We start from the raw sequence: 17,225 nt of genomic DNA on the forward strand, positions 1-17,225 counted from the left end.
GCTAAAATAAGATTTTAAAAAGAAAAAAGGCGAGTTGCCATTTTTATATGTTGTAAATTACAATGTTGTTCATTACTTAAATATGATTTCTAACATATAATAAAAAATCCCACGGAGTACGCAGGATTAAAGATTTTCTTCGGCTTTTAAGCCTTATTGTGAATTGCTTTTCAAAATTATTAATACAAATATAGATAAGTTTTTTTAATTTAAGTTTACGGAAAACCGTATTTTTTAGAATTATATTATATTTAATTTTAAAAAAATATCCCCACAAGCGCGGGGATAAAGCAATTCACAACTCATACACTAAATTAATATGAAATAAATTGAGTGAAAAAGAAAGTTAAATTATAATAATCAGGAATAGTGGTTGGAATACTAATCCAATTTACATCCGGATGTAAGCTTTTACTTTCTGATACAAATATAGAGAATATTATATATATTAGTGTATGATAAACCTAAATAATTTATATATTTGTATTATGTAACTGATAATCAATATATTTATTTTTATGAAAAAAACTTTAGGAATCGACCTTGGCACAAATAGTATTGGCTGGGCCATCAGAAATACAGATTTATTAGATAACCAAATTGAAGATTTTGGAGTTATAACTTTTGAAAAAGGAGTTGCCTCTGAAAAAGGAAATGAATTTCCTAAAGTTCAGAAAAGAACTGAAAGCAGAGGAAAGAGAAGAAATTACCAATCTGAAAAATACAGAAAGTTTGCTCTATTAAATTTTCTTATTCAAAAAAATATGTGTCCGTTGACGATGGATGAATTTTGTATTTGGAAAGATTACAGAAAGGGTAAGAAAAGAGAATATCCGCAATCCGAGGCATTCCTTAATTGGGTAAGGTTTGATTTTGATGGAGATGGTTTGCCAGATTTTCATTTATTTGAAAAAGGGAAAGATGAAAGCTACTATGTTTTCAGGGCTTTTGCTGCAGATGAGAATCATACAAATGTTTTTGAGAATAATCCTCATATTTTAGGAAGAGTTTTGTACCAAATGGTGCAGAGAAGAGGATTCAAAGGAAGAGATGAAGAAGAGGCAAAAACAATGCTTGTCGGAAGTGATAAAAATGGAACAAAAGGAAGAAATGATATTGAAGGATATATTGAAAAATATAAAACTTTAGGAGCTGCCTTATATTATCATCAAAAAGATTTTGGCGGCAGAATAAGACAAAGATATAATCTTCGTAAAGACAATGAGAATGAACTAAAAGAAGTATGCAAATTGCATAAATTTTCTCAAGAAGATTACGAAAAACTTTGGAAAGCAATTATTTGGCAAAGACCTCTTAGAACTCAAAAAGGCTTAATAGGAAATTGCATTTATGAGAAAAATAAAAAACGAGTTGCCGTAAGTCATCCATTATACGAAGAATATAGAACTTGGGTTTTTATCAATAACTTGAATATAATTCCACCTTTCGGAGAAGCAAAACAAAATTATATTAAAGAAAAAATTTATCCTTTATTTTATAAATCCAAACCAGATTTTGAGTTGTCTGATATTGATAAACAACTCAAAAAAGATGGTGCAAAAAGAGCTTCAAAACACAATGAGAAAACCAAAGTACTTTCTGTAAAACTTCTGAAACAGTTCCAAGATGTTTTCGGAGAAGATTGGAAAGAAAAACTGCAATGGAATATCAATGGAGATAGAAATCCACAACCCGAAAAAAGAGAAGAATCGCTATATACATTTGAAGATCTTTGGCATATTCTGCTAACTTTTGACGGACAAGAAAATCTTAAAAAGTTTGCTCTCGAAAAATTAAATCTTGATGAAGATAAAGCAACTAAATTTTCCAAAATAAAATTACAGCAAGGCTATGCAACGCTAAGTATTTCCGCAATCAAAAAGATTTTGCCTTATCTGCAAAGAGGATTTTTATACAGTCACGCTGTTTATATGGCAAACTTGTATAAAATGTTGGGAGAAACAGCAATCTCAGAAACTCTGACCAATCATTTTTCTGAGGAGATTTTGGGAATTTTAGATAATGATTCTTTCAATAGAAAAAATTCGGCAATCATCAATAATCTTATTTCTGAAATGTTGAATGATGAACATCGTTATTATGTTGAAGATGACAGAAGTTTGGATAAAACTGAAGAAAAAAAAGTTTTAAAAAGTATTATAGATAATTATGGCTTAGAATCTTGGGAGAATTTTAATGAAGAAAAGAGAATAGAAATTATTGATTTTGTTTCGGGTAAATATTTGGAATTTCTAAAGAAGACCTATTTTGATAAAACAAATTTGTTCATTCAGCCCGAAAGAATTCACGATAAGATTTTTAATTTTTTAAAAGAAACTTATCACGTTTCGGAAGATAAAAGAAAACATCTTTGGCATCCTTCAGAGCAAGAAAATTATGCAAAAGCTGATGATTACTTTGAATATTCTATTGGTAATAAAAAATATTATGTAAAAGAAGAAAGCAAACAAAATTTCCTTTCAAGAAATCCCGATGCAGAATTCGATGGAAGACAGCTTAAACTTTTGGGAAATCCTGAACCATTGAGCAAGGGTTTCAAAAATCCTATGGCTCTAAAATCTTTACATAAACTCAAAAATTTAGTAAACTATCTTTTGCAAACCAGAAAAATAGATGAAGAAACTAGAGTAGTAGTAGAAATTGCCAGAGAATTGAATGATAAAAACAAGAGAAAAGCGATTGAGAATTGGCAAAAAGATAGAGAGAAAGAAAATGAAGCTTTTAGAAAAGAAATAGAAATTTACAAAGAACAGTTTCCTCATATTAATTTGATTGACGAAAACACACTTATTCGTAAAATAAGATTGTGGCACGAGCAGAATAAGATTTGCCTTTATACAGGCAAGACAATTCCATTTTCTGAGCTTATTATTGGAAACAAATACGATTTTGAACACACAATTCCTGCAAGTATTAGTTTTGACAATGAATTGAAGAATCTTACAATTTCAGATTCTGGTTATAACCGCTTGCATAAAGGTAAGAAGTTTCCTACTCAATTATCTAATTACGATTCTGAGCAAACCATAAATGGAGAAAATTGTAATTCTATTATAAGAAATATAGAATTCATTTTCGGAGAAAGAACTGTAGAATACAAAGAAATAAAAGGAAAAACCGAAAAAATAGTTAAATGGAAGAAAATTGATGAACTTGAAAAGCAATTTGATGAATGGAAGAAAAAAGCATCATATGCAAGTACGAAAGAAATAAAAGACAATTGTATTGTAAAGTATCATACCATAAAAATGGATTTGGATTATTTGAAAGCCAAATTAGCCACTTTTACAATTACAGAATATAAAGCAGGTTGGAGAAATAATCAAATTCGGGATACACAAATTATTACGAAATATGCTTTGCCTTATTTTAAAACTTTATTTAAAAGAGTCTCTGTAGAAAAGGGAGGTGTTACAGATATTTTCAAGAAAGTCTATAAAGTACAATCCAGAAACACAAAAAAAGATAGAAGCGTTCATAGTCATCACGCTCAAGATGCAGCAATTCTTACTTTAATTCCAAATGCTTTTCATAGAGAAAGAATTATCAAAGCTTACGAGAATGAAATTGACAATAGAACAGGAAAAACCTATCACGAACTTCCTCTTGATTGGAATAATTTTTCTGAAAACTTTATTTTAGAATTAAAAGATAAAGTATTAATCAATAATCTTACTGATAATAGAACGATTACCCAAACCTATAAAACAGTTAGAAAAAGAGGAAAAGTTCAATATGATATAGACAAAGAAGGAAATTCTTTAAAGCGAGTAAGCAAGGGCGATACAATTAGAGGACAGTTGCACGGAGAAACTTTTTACGGAGCTATAAAGCAACCCGTAAGGGATGAAGACAATAAAATTCTTTTTGATGACAATAAAAAAATGATGCTCAAAGATGAAATTTATTTGGCTGTAAGAAAACCTTTGGTTTATAAAAAAGATGCAAATTCGCCTGGTTTCAAAACTTTAGATGAAGTTGAAAAAGTGATTGTAGATAAAGATTTGTTTAAAATGATAAAAAAACAAGTCGAAGAATCTGATTTTAAAACTGCGCTAACTGATGGCGTTTATATGCTTGATGAGAATGGCAAAAAAGTAAATAGAATTAGAAGAATACGATGTTTTGAAAACGGATTAAAATATACAACTGCGATTAAAGTTCATCAGCATAGTTTTGCCTCAGATAAAGATTATAAAAAATCTACATTGGCAACCAATGGAGAAAATACCTATTGTCTTTTTTATAAAAATGATATGGGTAAAGCGATGAGAATTCTTTCCATTGTTGATTTAGCTGAAATTAAGCTTAAAAACATTCAGAATTTATACAATGAACCAGAGTTTTCAAGTTTTGAATCTGGAAAAGGAAAGAATAAATATGAAATTCCTTTGTATTCAGTTTTAAAAAGTGGAGACAAAGTTCTATTCTATAAGGAAAATATTCACGAATTAAAAGATTTAGAACAAAAAGAACTTTCCGATAGAATGTTTAAAATGTATCAATTTGAAAAAGATGGTAGAATAAAATTCAGACACCATTTAGCAGCGGGAATTGACACTGAATTAAAGAAAGACAATCAAGAATATTCATCTGTTAATTTCGATGATAAGCCAGTTTTCTTAAGATTACGTCAAGGACAATGGAATTTTGCAATTGAAGGAAAGGATTTCGAAACATCTCTCGACGGTAAAATTAATTGGAAAATTTAACCTATGATCACCCGCTCCATTTACATCGGCAATCCCGCTTACCTCAAGCTCAAAGACGAGCAAATGTACATTATGGAACCTTCTTCTAATGAAATGAAAGGTAAGGTTCCGGTGGAAGATTTGGGTTTGCTGATGTTGGACCATTTTCAGATTACGATTTCCCATCAGCTAATTCAAAAAATGATGGGAAATAATGTAGTCGTGGTAAGTTGCGACAGTCATCATTTACCACACGGAATAATGCTTCCGCTTTACGGTCACACCGAACATTCCGACCGAATCAAAGATCAATTAGAAGCCAGCGAACCCCTCAAAAAACAACTCTGGAAACAAACCATCGAATGTAAAATCGAAAACCAAAAAGAAGTATTAAGAAGATTAGGAAACTATTACGAACCGATGATTGATTATCAAAACAACGTCAAAAGTGGAGATATTACCAATATGGAAGGTATTGCAGCGCAGCATTACTGGAAATACCTCATCAGTCTCGATTTCCTGAGACAGCGTTTTGGAGATTCGCCCAATCAGTTCTTCAATTTTGGATATTCGGTTCTCAGAAGTATTGTTGCAAGAGCAATTGTTGAGACCGGATTGCTTCCGGTGCTCGGAATTTTCCATAAAAATAAATATAATCCGTACTGTCTCGCAGATGATTTGATGGAACCTTATCGTCCATTTGTTGATTTATTGGTGATGCAATGGCTTGAACTCAACCTGGAAACAGAAGAATTGACTAAAGAATTTAAAGCTTACATCTTACAAATTGCAACCAGAGATGTAAAAATAGACGATAAAACCAGACCATTGTTGGTTGCTGTAAAAACAACCGCTACCTCATTGTATAAATGTTATACAGGAGAAAAGCGTCTGATCTCTTATCCTGAACTGATATGAATGCTGAAAGGTTTAATGCATACCGAATTATGTGGGTTTTAGTATTATATGATTTACCGACGGAAACTAAAGCCAATATGAAAGATGCTAATCGCTTTCGTAAATCTTTGTTGGATGATGGTTTTACTTTATTTCAGTTTTCGATGTATGTACGACATTGTCCGAGTCGTGAAAATGCTGAGGTTCATATTAAAAGAGTAAAATTTATGCTCCCGAAAGCAGGGAAAGTAGCCATAATGTGCATCACCGATAAGCAATTTGGTGACATCGAAATATTCTTTGCCAGGAATAAAGAAGAACCACCGCCCACCTTCCAACAGCTTGAATTATTCTAAATTTTAAATCCTAAAAACGAAAACAATCTACTGAAAATCAGTAGATTGTTTTTTGAGGTTGTGATCAATCACGAAGATAATAATTTTTGAAAGCAATTCACAACACCAATCACGAATATCTGAAATTATTTCTTGTTGTGATCAATCACGAAGATAATAATTTTTGAAAGCAATTCACAACAAAACCCCTATTGCGGTATATTTTAGTTTCGTTGTGATCAATCACGAAGATAATAATTTTTGAAAGCAATTCACAACACATGGTAGGCAATATTATTTCTGCCGAAAGTTGTGATCAATCACGAAGATAATAATTTTTGAAAGCAATTCACAACACAGATGCTTATACAAAATTTGCCGCATCAGTTGTGATCAATCACGAAGATAATAATTTTTGAAAGCAATTCACAACAACACTATCCAAATCGATTGGCAATTCAATGTTGTGATCAATCACGAAGATAATAATTTTTGAAAGCAATTCACAACTCAATTGACCTATTTGAAAAAAGGTGACAGTTGTGATCAATCACGAAGATAATAATTTTTGAAAGCAATTCACAACCTTATAAGACCAATGGTTTTAGTAGGAAAAGTTGTGATCAATCACGAAGATAATAATTTTTGAAAGCAATTCACAACATGTTGCGTATTTTCTCTCAATCCACTCTCGTTGTGATCAATCACGAAGATAATAATTTTTGAAAGCAATTCACAACTATCTCGTTATAATAAAATTGTCCGCATCCGTTGTGATCAATCACGAAGATAATAATTTTTGAAAGCAATTCACAACCTTTCTCTGCAAATCTCCGGGTGTAAGGTAGTTGTGATCAATCACGAAGATATTCGTTGTGATCAATCACGAAGATAATAATTTTTGAAAGCAATTCACAACTTGATAAGCATGGAAATCTTGTTTTATCTCGTTGTGATCAATCACGAAGATAATAATTTTTGAAAGCAATTCACAACTTGTTAAGCATTATTAAAATTCTTTTTGTTGTTGTGATCAATCACGAAGATAATAATTTTTGAAAGCAATTCACAACCGTAGGTAACTATGAAAAAGCTTTGGGCGGGTTGTGATCAATCACGAAGATAATAATTTTTGAAAGCAATTCACAACCCCGGTCACCCGCAAAAGCTAAGGCATTAAGTTGTGATCAATCACGAAGATAATAATTTTTGAAAGCAATTCACAACATTTTGAAAAGCATAATTATTTTTTCATGCGTTGTGATCAATCACGAAGATAATAATTTTTGAAAGCAATTCACAACTATGTACTTGCAATTTCATTTCCAAAATCAGTTGTGATCAATCACGAAGATAATAATTTTTGAAAGCAATTCACAACGAAGATTAAAACGTTGTGATCAATCACGAAGATAATAATTTTTGAAAGCAATTCACAACAATATTAAGAAATACGTCTGAAAATTATTAGTTGTGATCAATCACGAAGATAATAATTTTTGAAAGCAATTCACAACAAAAGAAGTGCTGTCTTTTGCATTTGGTGTGTTGTGATCAATCACGAAGATAATAATTTTTGAAAGCAATTCACAACTAGGAAAATGGAAATGATTCCTATGAAAGAGTTGTGATCAATCACGAAGATAATAATTTTTGAAAGCAATTCACAACTATGTAAGTTTTAGAAGCTGGAATTGTTTCGTTGTGATCAATCACGAAGATAATAATTTTTGAAAGCAATTCACAACTAACTTCGACAGAACCTTTGAATAAAGCCTGTTGTGATCAATCACGAAGATAATAATTTTTGAAAGCAATTCACAACGCTGTAGGAGCTTTGGCTTATGATGAAATTGTTGTGATCAATCACGAAGATAATAATTTTTGAAAGCAATTCACAACAAAGCATTGTTTACTACTCTCAGAAATCGGTTGTGATCAATCACGAAGATAATAATTTTTGAAAGCAATTCACAACAACGATAATGTAATGTATCAAAATAACTACGTTGTGATCAATCACGAAGATAATAATTTTTGAAAGCAATTCACAACAAACCCTCCAGGGACAACAAAAACTGCAGGGTTGTGATCAATCACGAAGATAATAATTTTTGAAAGCAATTCACAACGATATCGATGTGACGAACGGAAAAGTAATGGTTGTGATCAATCACGAAGATATCAATCACGAAGATAATAATTTTTGAAAGCAATTCACAACCTTCGTTAATAAGTATTTTAATACTCGCGGGTTGTGATCAATCACGAAGATAATAATTTTTGAAAGCAATTCACAACTGCTGAACAAGAGTTAATGAACAAGAAAATGTTGTGATCAATCACGAAGATAATAATTTTTGAAAGCAATTCACAACTTGCCCAAATTACCTAATAATATTATTTTAGTTGTGATCAATCACGAAGATAATAATTTTTGAAAGCAATTCACAACTAAAACAAATTGCTTAACGAGTGTTCAAAAGTTGTGATCAATCACGAAGATAATAATTTTTGAAAGCAATTCACAACCACAATTACTACATGAGCAACTTTTCAAAGGTTGTGATCAATCACGAAGATAATAATTTTTGAAAGCAATTCACAACATGAGTAAGGACACAGACTTACAAGAATTAGTTGTGATCAATCACGAAGATAATAATTTTTGAAAGCAATTCACAACTACGTAAGAAATGGAGCCGTAGGAGTTTATGTTGTGATCAATCACGAAGATAATAATTTTTGAAAGCAATTCACAACAAGTCAAGACTTCCGAAATACTGTTCCAAAGTTGTGATCAATCACGAAGATAATAATTTTTGAAAGCAATTCACAACTATTAGGAAGAATAATTATAGAAATGATATGTTGTGATCAATCACGAAGATAATAATTTTTGAAAGCAATTCACAACTTATTTGAAGGGACAAAAGCCACTTCTAAAGTTGTGATCAATCACGAAGATAATAATTTTTGAAAGCAATTCACAACCGTACGTTGCTCGGACGCGTTTTTGCAATGGTTGTGATCAATCACGAAGATAATAATTTTTGAAAGCAATTCACAACGTCGGCGAATACTTAGAAAGATTGTTACCGGTTGTGATCAATCACGAAGATAAAAGCAATTCACAACAAGAAAACAGATGTTGATTTAAATCGTTCAGTTGTGATCAATCACGAAGATAATAATTTTTGAAAGCAATTCACAACAGGAAAAATTAAGGAACTATTTTATCATAATATACAGGTAGATATTTTTCATTATCAGATCCTATAATAATAAATCGGAACTTTTTCGCAGTGTCGTTATTGTAGAAATCAATTGGGGTTGGTGTGGTCTCATCTGCTTCTAAAGAAGAATTCCAATATAAAACAGTGCGGTAATCATAACTTAATTTAGAAAGTTCAGAATTTCCATAATCAGAATCAGGATATTTTTCAGATGTATTATAGCCTTCCATTACAAAAAAGTTAAGGTCAGTCATGGTCAGCAAATTATTGGCACGAGCCGGAGCCTGAGTGTCACCTCTTTTAGTATAGACAAGTACGGCTCCATTTCCACCGCCGCTCATGCCGACAGTCCCGTCTTTAATTACTTTTACCATAGCAATGTTATCGGCTGATATTCCATTAAGAGAACCTGCATCCATTAACATTTCATCTAAATAAATATTGGCTTTCCCCTGACGGATATAAGGAGTAGGAACTCCGTTGTCATAATTGATCGTCAATCCTGCAACACGACCTTGGAGCCACTGCAGAATGTTGGGTGAACTTGCTGCAGATTGGTTTTCATTGACAAAATCAAAAACAACTTCATTCATACTGTTGTAAAGTGGGCTGCTGAGTTTTTTGTTGAGTTCCTGAGTAAGGTTTTTCTTTTTGGCTTTTAATTTTACTTCTTCAATCGTTGTCACCTTTTCATTATATTCCTTTTTAGATCTTCTTGCTTCAATCGTTTTAGTCAGTTCAGCTGATTGTGAAATTTCTGAAGATGAATTTCTATCAACAAGTTTGTAATTTTCTACAGGAGGTAATTCTTTCTTTAAAGGAATAAAAGTATTGGTAGGATTAATAAAAACATTGGTTCTGCTTTTAAGGGCAGCATTGGCTCCGTTGATTTGATAGGTTATTTTAATAGGCTTTTCGAAAATCATATTATCGAAAAAGAATTCTCCGTTGCTGTCTGTTTCTACCTCAAAAACTTGATTCCCCGATAAATCTCCATCCACAAACATAACAAGGTTTTGTTGTATGGCAGGTTTTGCATTGACGGTCACTCTTCCTTTGTAGGAAATATATTTTGAAGATTGATTGATGATAGTAGGATATTTTCCTGAAATGATTTCCTTCCAGTCAAACATTTTCCATTGTTCGGAAATAAGAAGGGCATCAAGAGCTTCGATATTTCGTTTTTCACTAAAATATTGGGCAGGACGGTCTATTTTAGAGGTAATAACACTGCTTAACCATAATGAACTCAAAAGATTTTCATCCTGCAGTGATTTTTTGTCTTCAGGATCAAACACTGCGACAGAATAATTCGGTACACCCTTAATAGCTTTTATATCAAATGAATTAAACCCTCTTTTTTCGGTACTCAAAGTTTTAGCTTTTACTTCCGGTACAGATACGAGAAGGTTTTGAGGCATTACAAAACACATTCTGCTTGCCAGAATATTTTCTTTATCATCAAAAACCGTAATCTGCAAAATGCTGTTGATCAGCTGATTGGTTGGGATTGCCTGAAATACATCTTTCAACTGATTGATTTTTGCTTTATAAACAAGCTGATCTCCAATATTGGCAACGACAGTATAGTAGGGAAAGCTCTGTGCGGTATTCTGAATTTTATATCGAATGTTATCTTTTTCGCTGATTACCTGAAGACTGACTCCGGTTTCGGCAGCTTTTGGAAGGGTTACTGTATTTTGATGTCCATTATTATCCGTAATTACGGCTTCATAGATTTTATCTTTTTCCGGGGTTAACGTGAAAACTCCTGCGTTTCCGTCCAGTCCTTTGAAGGTAGAGATTTTCTTCTCAGGATTACTTTTTTCGATGACATAGCCTTCCCATTCTGCAGGAGGGGTTCCGGTAGAATGAAGACGTACCGCAATTTTACTTGAGATTCCCTGTATAAAAGTATTTCCTTCGGGATGTACAGTTGCAGTCCATGAAGATGTTTTGTCTGCTACCAGTTTGTTGGGTGAATCAGGATTGTAAATGGGAATTTGCTTTAAATACTGAAAATCTTCACTCAGATTGCTCATCATCGGAGTATAGGCTCTCAAAAAATACACATCTTCGCTCAAACTTTCGGGAAGCTGAATACTTCCTTGTACAGCGCCGTTAAAAACCGGGAAACGTCTCTTTAAGATCTGCTTCTTGTTACGGTCATATATTTCAATAAAGAAATTTGTTGATAAATCAGATGTTGTGAAATTCCTGAAAACCATAGCGTTAAACCATACTGTTTCACCTGAAAGATAAAAATCTTTATCAGTGAGAATGTAGATGTTTTCCTGAGAAAATTTTTCGTTTAAAGTTTGAAGCGCTTTATCAACTGATTGTTGTGAAGAAAACTGGCTTGAAAAAGCCAAGAGAAAACAGAATAAAAGTATTCTTTTCATTGCCTAACTGCATTAATTATGTGCAAATTAGTAAAAAAAAAAGAATACTTTTAAAATAATAAGAAATTTTATGATTTGAAAATATTTCTATTCTCAAGACTGTAAATAAATAGATTCTATTTTAAAATTTCATTGTAGTAGAGTGGAGTATCATCTTCTTCATCAAATCCGATGATAATTACTTTAAATTCTTTTGCACTATCATTGTTATAAAACTGTATGGTTGTAGGTTCTTTATCATCTTTTAGAAGATAGGGATTCCAGTAGAGTGTGCTTCGGGAATCTTTTGTAAGGCTTTGGGTCTCTATGCTTTCATAGATCTGATTATTAAAAGGTTCTTCTTTATCATACCCTTTTAAATTCATTTCTTTTAATGTTTTAGATTTAGTATCCTGAACAGACCCTGTGATTCCTCCACGGCGTGTATAGATTAGAATAGCTCCGTTTCCACCACCTGCACTTCCCGAAAAGAAACCTCTTATTACTTTGATCATCGCAACTTCGGGAACAGAAATCATGGAGATTTGAGAACCGTCAATTCTCATTTCGTCAAGAAAAATTTCTACTTGTCCGCCGCGCATCGTTGCAGTAGTGTTTCCACCCTGAGAATTGATCTGTAATCCTGGGACTCTGCCCTGTAGCCACTGAACAACATTGAGAGCTCCCATTCCGTTGTTTTCATTGACAAAGTCAAACACCATTTCGTTGGCACTTTTAAACATCGGACTGCTCAATTCATCATTCAGCTTTTTAGTTTTATTTCTTTTATCAGCTTTTATTTTTACTTCTTCAATATCAGTTACTTTTTCATTGATAAACTTCTCCGAAGCCAGATTGGCAATAGATTGGGCAACTTTTGCAGGAATTTCTTCTCCCTGAATTCTTTCAGTCAGTTTCATTCTGCTGTCAGGTAATTCTTTTCTAAGCGGTACAAAGCTGAAATCTGGCTGAAAGTAAACCTGAGTACTGTTAACAACAGCTTTATCACTTGAATTAAGCTGATAGGAGAAAGTCATGGTATCTTCAAAAACAAGATTTTTTAAAGTAAAAAGTCCTGAAGCATCTGTCTTGATCTGATGAAATTTCATCCCCGTATCAGGCATTTTAAAAATTAAATTAAGATCTGCGTTGGCAGCTGGCTTACCTTGAGAAACAACTTTTCCTTTATATGAAATATAAGATTCAGGTTTGTTTTTTATAAAAGGATAATTGCCAAGCATGATGCTGTTCCAGTTAAATCGGTTCCATTTTTCGGAAATAAGGAGAGCATCCAATGCTTCCGACTGATGATTTTTGGTGAAATATTGTGCAGGTCTGGAAATGGTTGAACTGAAATCACCTGTGAGCCAAAGACTGCTTAAAACGCTGTTTTCCTCTTCAGAACTGCTTCTTTCCGGATCGGTTACAACAATGCTGTATCCGTTGTAATTGGCATTCTTCCCAATTGTGAGAGAATTTTTGGCTCTTTCGGATGGATTAAGATTACTTGTAAGGTTAGGTTTTTTGATATTTAAAAGATCAGGCTGTACAAAACATAAACGCTGAGCAACTACATTTTCTTTTGAATCAAATAAAGTAAGTTGTAAAACTCCGTTAACGAGTTTGTTTGCCGGGATAGAAGCCGATTGTGCATCGGTCATTTTATGGATGATTGCTTTATAAACAAGTACATTATTGATTGTACCCAAAATTTTATATGGCTGAGTATCTGCAGAAATATTTTTTGACTGAATAGAATATTTTACGGCAGTATTGCTGCTTTCAACCTGCAGATTAATTCCTGAAGAACTAACTGGAGGTAAATTAATACTAACTTTTTTTCCTGCCTCATCCTGAAGAGTGACCTGATATTTTTTTCCGACCTGAGGTTTGATAGTAAATGATCCTACATTCTGATCAAAACCTGTCAACTTTACGATTGGTGTGTCAGGATTTTCAGTTTCACTAACAAAACCATTCCATTTTGAAGGGGTGATTCCTTTTGAATGTAATCTTACAGCAAATTTTGTTTTAATGCCGTCTATAAAAGTTCCGCTTTCAGGATGTACAGTTGCTGACCAGACAGCTTCCGTATCAGTTTGCAATTTTTGAGGAGATAAGGGATTGTATATTGTTATGGGTTGCAGATAATTGAAGTCTTCACTGAAATTGGTCATCCACGTAGTATATGCCCTGATAAAATATACATCTTCTTTTAAATTTGCTGCCAAAAGAAAACTGCCACTTCCTTCGCCCTTTAATAGAGGAACCATTTTTTTGTCAATCAGTTTTTTACTGCGGTCATACAATTCTACAAAAAGGTTTGTGGAAATCGTGGAACGGTTATATCCTTCAAAAACAAATGCCTTAAACCAGAGATTCTCTCCGGTTACATAATGATCTTTGTTGAAAAGCAAATGAATTTTTTCTTGTGGATAATTTTCTGCGAATTTCTGAAGAGCTGTTTCAGCTTTATCCTGTGTGTAAGCATAGGTTGCAGCAGATAATGTAAGCACTAAAGCCATCCTTTTAAATAAATAAATACTCATTCTTTAATTTGCGTTTTTTAAAATTAATTTTCAAAAATACATTTTTTCCTTACTTAGGAGAAATAAATAATATTCATACACCTTTTTTTTTTGAAATTACACATAAATTAAAATCAAAGATTTGAAGTATTTTACTTTACAGATGCTGATTATTTAATGAATGAGAGACTTTTATTCTTTTTTAAATTAAAAATAAAATTTAAACTTAATTGGAAAGATAAATAATATTATTTAAATGTTATCGTTGATATAGGTGAATTAAAATTAAAATATCGGATTTTATGTAGTAAAAATTTATTATGTTAAATTAAAAACCTTACATGATGGAAAAATTAGATCCGCAATTATCGGAAGAACAATTTGCAACTGCAGTTTTGACCTTGCTTTCCGAAATTTTAGAAACTCTTAAAAAATCGCCGGGAAATGATTTGAATTATTATGACAGTGCTGATGTCAAACAACTTTTAAATATAAGTGACAGCACACTCCACCGATTAAGAAAACAAAAATGATATTCCGCATATCAGGATCGGACGCAAAATATTTTACCCGAAATCATTTTTCATCACTGCCCTCAAACAATGAGGGCTTTTTTATGACCATTTTCACTCTTTCATTGATGATCAATTCATCATACTTCTGTTCTCTTCGCCTTCTGTTTGGCAGCTCTTCGATAAAAGATTCTTTTTTCCGAATCAGACCAGAAGAAAGCATAACGATTGTGCGGGCAACAGTGCAATAAACCGTTCAGAATACTTCAATTGCTGTCAAAAGCTGTCATTATTTGCAGGAATGATGTACGCTTGAATATTCTGTTTTACCTTCGTTTCATCAACCAATAAATTACATAAGATGGCACGTATTACAAAAGGAATCCTTGGAGGATTTTCATGAAAAGTAGGTACAATCGTAGGAGCCAACTGGCGAGGACAAGACATTATCAGAAGTACGCCCAAACCAAGCAGCAGACCGCCGAGCGAAAAACAGCTTTTGCAGCAGAACAAATTTAAACTGGTGATTAATTTCCTGCAACCAATCAAAAACATTCAGAGCAGATATTTCGGATCGGGGAGTGGCTCCAAATCAAGAGTCAATATGGCGACTTCGTACACTATTAATGAAGCAGTGCAGGTGACGGCAAATGTTCCTTCTTTGGTGTACAACAAAATTCTGATTACAAAAGGCAATCTGGCTGGTTTCCAAAATCCTTCGGCAGTTCCGCAGAGTGGGCAAATGCTGAGTCTTTCCTGGGAAGATAACAGCATTCAGGGAAATGCAAAAGCTACCGACATAGCCAATGCAGTCTGCTATTGCGAAGAGCTCGGGACATTTGAAATTTTCCAATCACTGAATGATCGCAGTTCCGTGACTGCCGATATTACATTAGCACCTTATTATTCGGGAAAAGAAATTCATGTCTGGATGTACTTTAATATTGAAGAATCCCTCGCCTGCAACAGTCCGTATCTCGGTATGTTTACCGTTCTTTAGTTCTCAGTCTCCATCATTTGATGGAGATTTTTTTTGTGGTGGCTGAGCGTTCTTAAAAATATTCAAGGTGGCTGAGCGTAGCCGAAGCCACATTGGGCGTGGCTTCGGCTACGCTCAGCCACCGGTATCTTTGCTATTTTTGTTGATGGTTTTAATTTTATGTATTTATTTAATAAAAATTACTATTTTTAAATAAAAAAAATACAAATCATGAAAGGATGGATGTATATTCTCCTGTGCTCAGACGGTAGCTACTACACAGGAAGTACCAACAATCTCGAACTGAGGCTCGCACAGCATCAGAATGGTGAAGGAGCTAATCATACTAAAAAAAGACTTCCCGTAAAACTTCTTTATTATGAAGAATATGACCGCATTGATCTTGCCTTTTATCGTGAAAAACAGGTGCAGGGTTGGAGCAGGAAGAAGAAAGAAGCGTTGATAAATGGATGGGACGAAGAATTAAAAAAAGCAGCCGATTGTATGAATGAAACTCATTGTAAGTTTTATGATAAAGAAGGGTAGGTGGCTGAGCGATAAAATAAGCATCTTCCAAATTTACACGATCATCAGTACCCAATATGAAAATATAAAATAAAATAACCCAACCTTAAAAAAATCAAAAATCACAGGTGGCTGAGCGTAGCCGAAGCCACCCACATTTTACGGTTTCCCATAATTGGGATTCCCATTTTTTTTTTACATTTGACAAAACTAAAACCACGGAAATGAGATTTACAGCCATTGACTTTGAAAAGGCAAACAATGATTCATGTTCTGTCTGCAGCATCGGGATCTCGGTATTTGAAAACGGAACAGTAATCTATTCCAATAATTTTCTGGTACAGCCACCCGGCAATGAATACCTTGCCCTTCATACCTCTATCCACGGAATCACGGCAGAAGATACCTGTACTGCTCCGCATTTTCCTGCGGTTTGGGATTTGATCAGAGAACATATTGAAGGTCAGGTGGTCGTGGCACACAATGGATGTACGGTAGAATTTCCGATTCTGGAAAGCTTATTCAGGTATTATGAAATAGATCTCCCTGCATACCAAGGCATCTGCACTTTACAGCTTTCCCAACAGCTTTTTCCTTATCTAAACAATCATCAATTGTCAACGCTTGCCGAACTGTTGAATCTGAATTTCAGCGAAAAGCTTCATCACAATTCTCAATATGATGCTGAAGTTTGCGGATTGATTTTCCTGAAAATGAATCAGTATTTCAAATTGAACAGCTTCTTTCAACCTGATCATCAAATAAAGAAAGAAGCTGTAAAAAAAGATTTCTTTTCAGAAACTTTCGCCTCCAAAAAGATCAATTCTTCGCTCATTTACCCAACCGTAAAACCAAAGTACGAAAACCACTATTTCTATTCTAAAAAAGTAGTCATTACCGGAGAGTTCACTGCCTTCCCGAAACAGCGAAATAAATTAGCACAGATTTTATTTGACTGCGGTGCAGATATCAACACCAGCATTTCAAAAAATACAGATCTGGTATTGGTAGGAACCGGAGCCGGACCCAAGAAAATGGAAAAGATTTCTGCTTTGAGTATTGCGGTGATGAATGAGGAGGAGTTGCTGGGGTTGATTGGGGAGTTTATTAAAACTTAATT

The 17,225-nt window shown here is 33.4% G+C and carries 10 protein-coding genes and 2 CRISPR repeat arrays; of the genes, 7 read left to right on the forward strand and 3 right to left on the reverse strand.

Features of this window, described 5'->3' with window-relative positions:
* Positions 1 to 518: 518 nt before the first annotated feature.
* The 3 genes from cas9 to cas2 are packed head-to-tail and all read left to right on the forward strand — an operon-like array spanning position 519 to position 5,965.
* Positions 519 to 4,733, forward strand: a complete 4,215-nt coding sequence (gene cas9, locus K0R77_RS08330) for a type II CRISPR RNA-guided endonuclease Cas9 (RefSeq protein WP_300351030.1) — start codon at positions 519 to 521, stop codon at positions 4,731 to 4,733.
* 3 nt (positions 4,734 to 4,736) lie between these two features.
* Positions 4,737 to 5,630, forward strand: a complete 894-nt coding sequence (gene cas1 / locus K0R77_RS08335) for a type II CRISPR-associated endonuclease Cas1 (RefSeq protein ID WP_300351032.1) — start codon at positions 4,737 to 4,739, stop codon at positions 5,628 to 5,630.
* Positions 5,627 to 5,965 carry a CRISPR-associated endonuclease Cas2 gene (gene cas2 / locus K0R77_RS08340; RefSeq protein WP_034678328.1) on the forward strand — a complete coding sequence of 113 codons (339 nt, stop codon included), beginning with the start codon at positions 5,627 to 5,629 and terminating at the stop codon, positions 5,963 to 5,965. The genes cas1 and cas2 overlap by 4 nt, the downstream gene beginning before the upstream one ends.
* A gap of 57 nt (positions 5,966 to 6,022) precedes the next feature.
* A CRISPR array of direct repeats spans positions 6,023 to 7,248; the repeat unit is 47 nt; unit sequence GTTGTGATCAATCACGAAGATAATAATTTTTGAAAGCAATTCACAAC.
* Between the two features lie 551 nt (positions 7,249 to 7,799).
* Positions 7,800 to 9,015: a CRISPR direct-repeat array (repeat unit 47 nt; unit sequence GTTGTGATCAATCACGAAGATAATAATTTTTGAAAGCAATTCACAAC).
* 152 nt (positions 9,016 to 9,167) lie between these two features.
* Here cas2 and K0R77_RS08345 read toward each other — a convergent pair.
* Positions 9,168 to 11,582 carry a hypothetical protein gene (locus K0R77_RS08345; RefSeq protein ID WP_300351036.1) on the reverse strand — a complete coding sequence of 805 codons (2,415 nt, stop codon included), beginning with the start codon at positions 11,580 to 11,582 and terminating at the stop codon, positions 9,168 to 9,170.
* Between the two features lie 116 nt (positions 11,583 to 11,698).
* On the reverse strand, positions 11,699 to 14,110 hold the full coding sequence (locus K0R77_RS08350; RefSeq protein ID WP_300351039.1) for a hypothetical protein: 2,412 nt from the start codon (positions 14,108 to 14,110) through the stop codon (positions 11,699 to 11,701).
* Between the two features lie 323 nt (positions 14,111 to 14,433).
* On the opposite strand from K0R77_RS08350, the gene K0R77_RS08355 reads away from it, so the two are divergent.
* Complete coding sequence (locus K0R77_RS08355) at positions 14,434 to 14,622, forward strand: hypothetical protein (protein WP_300351042.1); 189 nt, start codon at positions 14,434 to 14,436, stop codon at positions 14,620 to 14,622.
* 255 nt (positions 14,623 to 14,877) lie between these two features.
* On the opposite strand, the gene K0R77_RS08360 is transcribed toward K0R77_RS08355, so the two are convergent.
* Positions 14,878 to 15,048, reverse strand: a complete 171-nt coding sequence (locus tag K0R77_RS08360; protein ID WP_300351045.1) for a hypothetical protein — start codon at positions 15,046 to 15,048, stop codon at positions 14,878 to 14,880.
* A gap of 1 nt (position 15,049) precedes the next feature.
* On the opposite strand from K0R77_RS08360, the gene K0R77_RS08365 reads away from it, so the two are divergent.
* The 3 genes from K0R77_RS08365 to K0R77_RS08375 all read left to right on the forward strand — a co-directional run bounded on the left by K0R77_RS08365 (position 15,050) and on the right by K0R77_RS08375 (position 17,223).
* A complete protein-coding gene (locus tag K0R77_RS08365; protein WP_300351721.1) occupies positions 15,050 to 15,601 on the forward strand; it encodes a DUF6266 family protein in 552 nt (183 codons plus the stop codon).
* Between the two features lie 210 nt (positions 15,602 to 15,811).
* Complete coding sequence (locus tag K0R77_RS08370) at positions 15,812 to 16,126, forward strand: GIY-YIG nuclease family protein (RefSeq protein WP_300351048.1); 315 nt, start codon at positions 15,812 to 15,814, stop codon at positions 16,124 to 16,126.
* 203 nt (positions 16,127 to 16,329) lie between these two features.
* Positions 16,330 to 17,223, forward strand: a complete 894-nt coding sequence (locus K0R77_RS08375) for an exonuclease domain-containing protein (protein WP_300351051.1) — start codon at positions 16,330 to 16,332, stop codon at positions 17,221 to 17,223.
* Positions 17,224 to 17,225: the final 2 nt, after the last annotated feature.

Source organism: Chryseobacterium sp. (genome assembly GCF_029240215.1).
Classification (GTDB): domain Bacteria; phylum Bacteroidota; class Bacteroidia; order Flavobacteriales; family Weeksellaceae; genus Chryseobacterium.

Excerpts from the sequence above, each read along its gene's own strand:
- K0R77_RS08345 (WP_300351036.1), bottom strand. The coding sequence starts at position 11,582 with ATGAAAAGAATACTTTTATTCTGTTTTCTCTTGGCTTTTTCAAGCCAG.
- K0R77_RS08370 (WP_300351048.1), top strand. The coding sequence starts at position 15,812 with ATGAAAGGATGGATGTATATTCTCCTGTGCTCAGACGGTAGCTACTAC.
- cas1 (WP_300351032.1), top strand. The coding sequence starts at position 4,737 with ATGATCACCCGCTCCATTTACATCGGCAATCCCGCTTACCTCAAGCTC.
- K0R77_RS08375 (WP_300351051.1), top strand. The coding sequence starts at position 16,330 with ATGAGATTTACAGCCATTGACTTTGAAAAGGCAAACAATGATTCATGT.
- cas2 (WP_034678328.1), top strand. The coding sequence starts at position 5,627 with ATGAATGCTGAAAGGTTTAATGCATACCGAATTATGTGGGTTTTAGTA.
- K0R77_RS08360 (WP_300351045.1), bottom strand. The coding sequence starts at position 15,048 with ATGTCTTGTCCTCGCCAGTTGGCTCCTACGATTGTACCTACTTTTCAT.
- cas9 (WP_300351030.1), top strand. The coding sequence starts at position 519 with ATGAAAAAAACTTTAGGAATCGACCTTGGCACAAATAGTATTGGCTGG.
- K0R77_RS08355 (WP_300351042.1), top strand. The coding sequence starts at position 14,434 with ATGGAAAAATTAGATCCGCAATTATCGGAAGAACAATTTGCAACTGCA.
- K0R77_RS08350 (WP_300351039.1), bottom strand. The coding sequence starts at position 14,110 with ATGAGTATTTATTTATTTAAAAGGATGGCTTTAGTGCTTACATTATCT.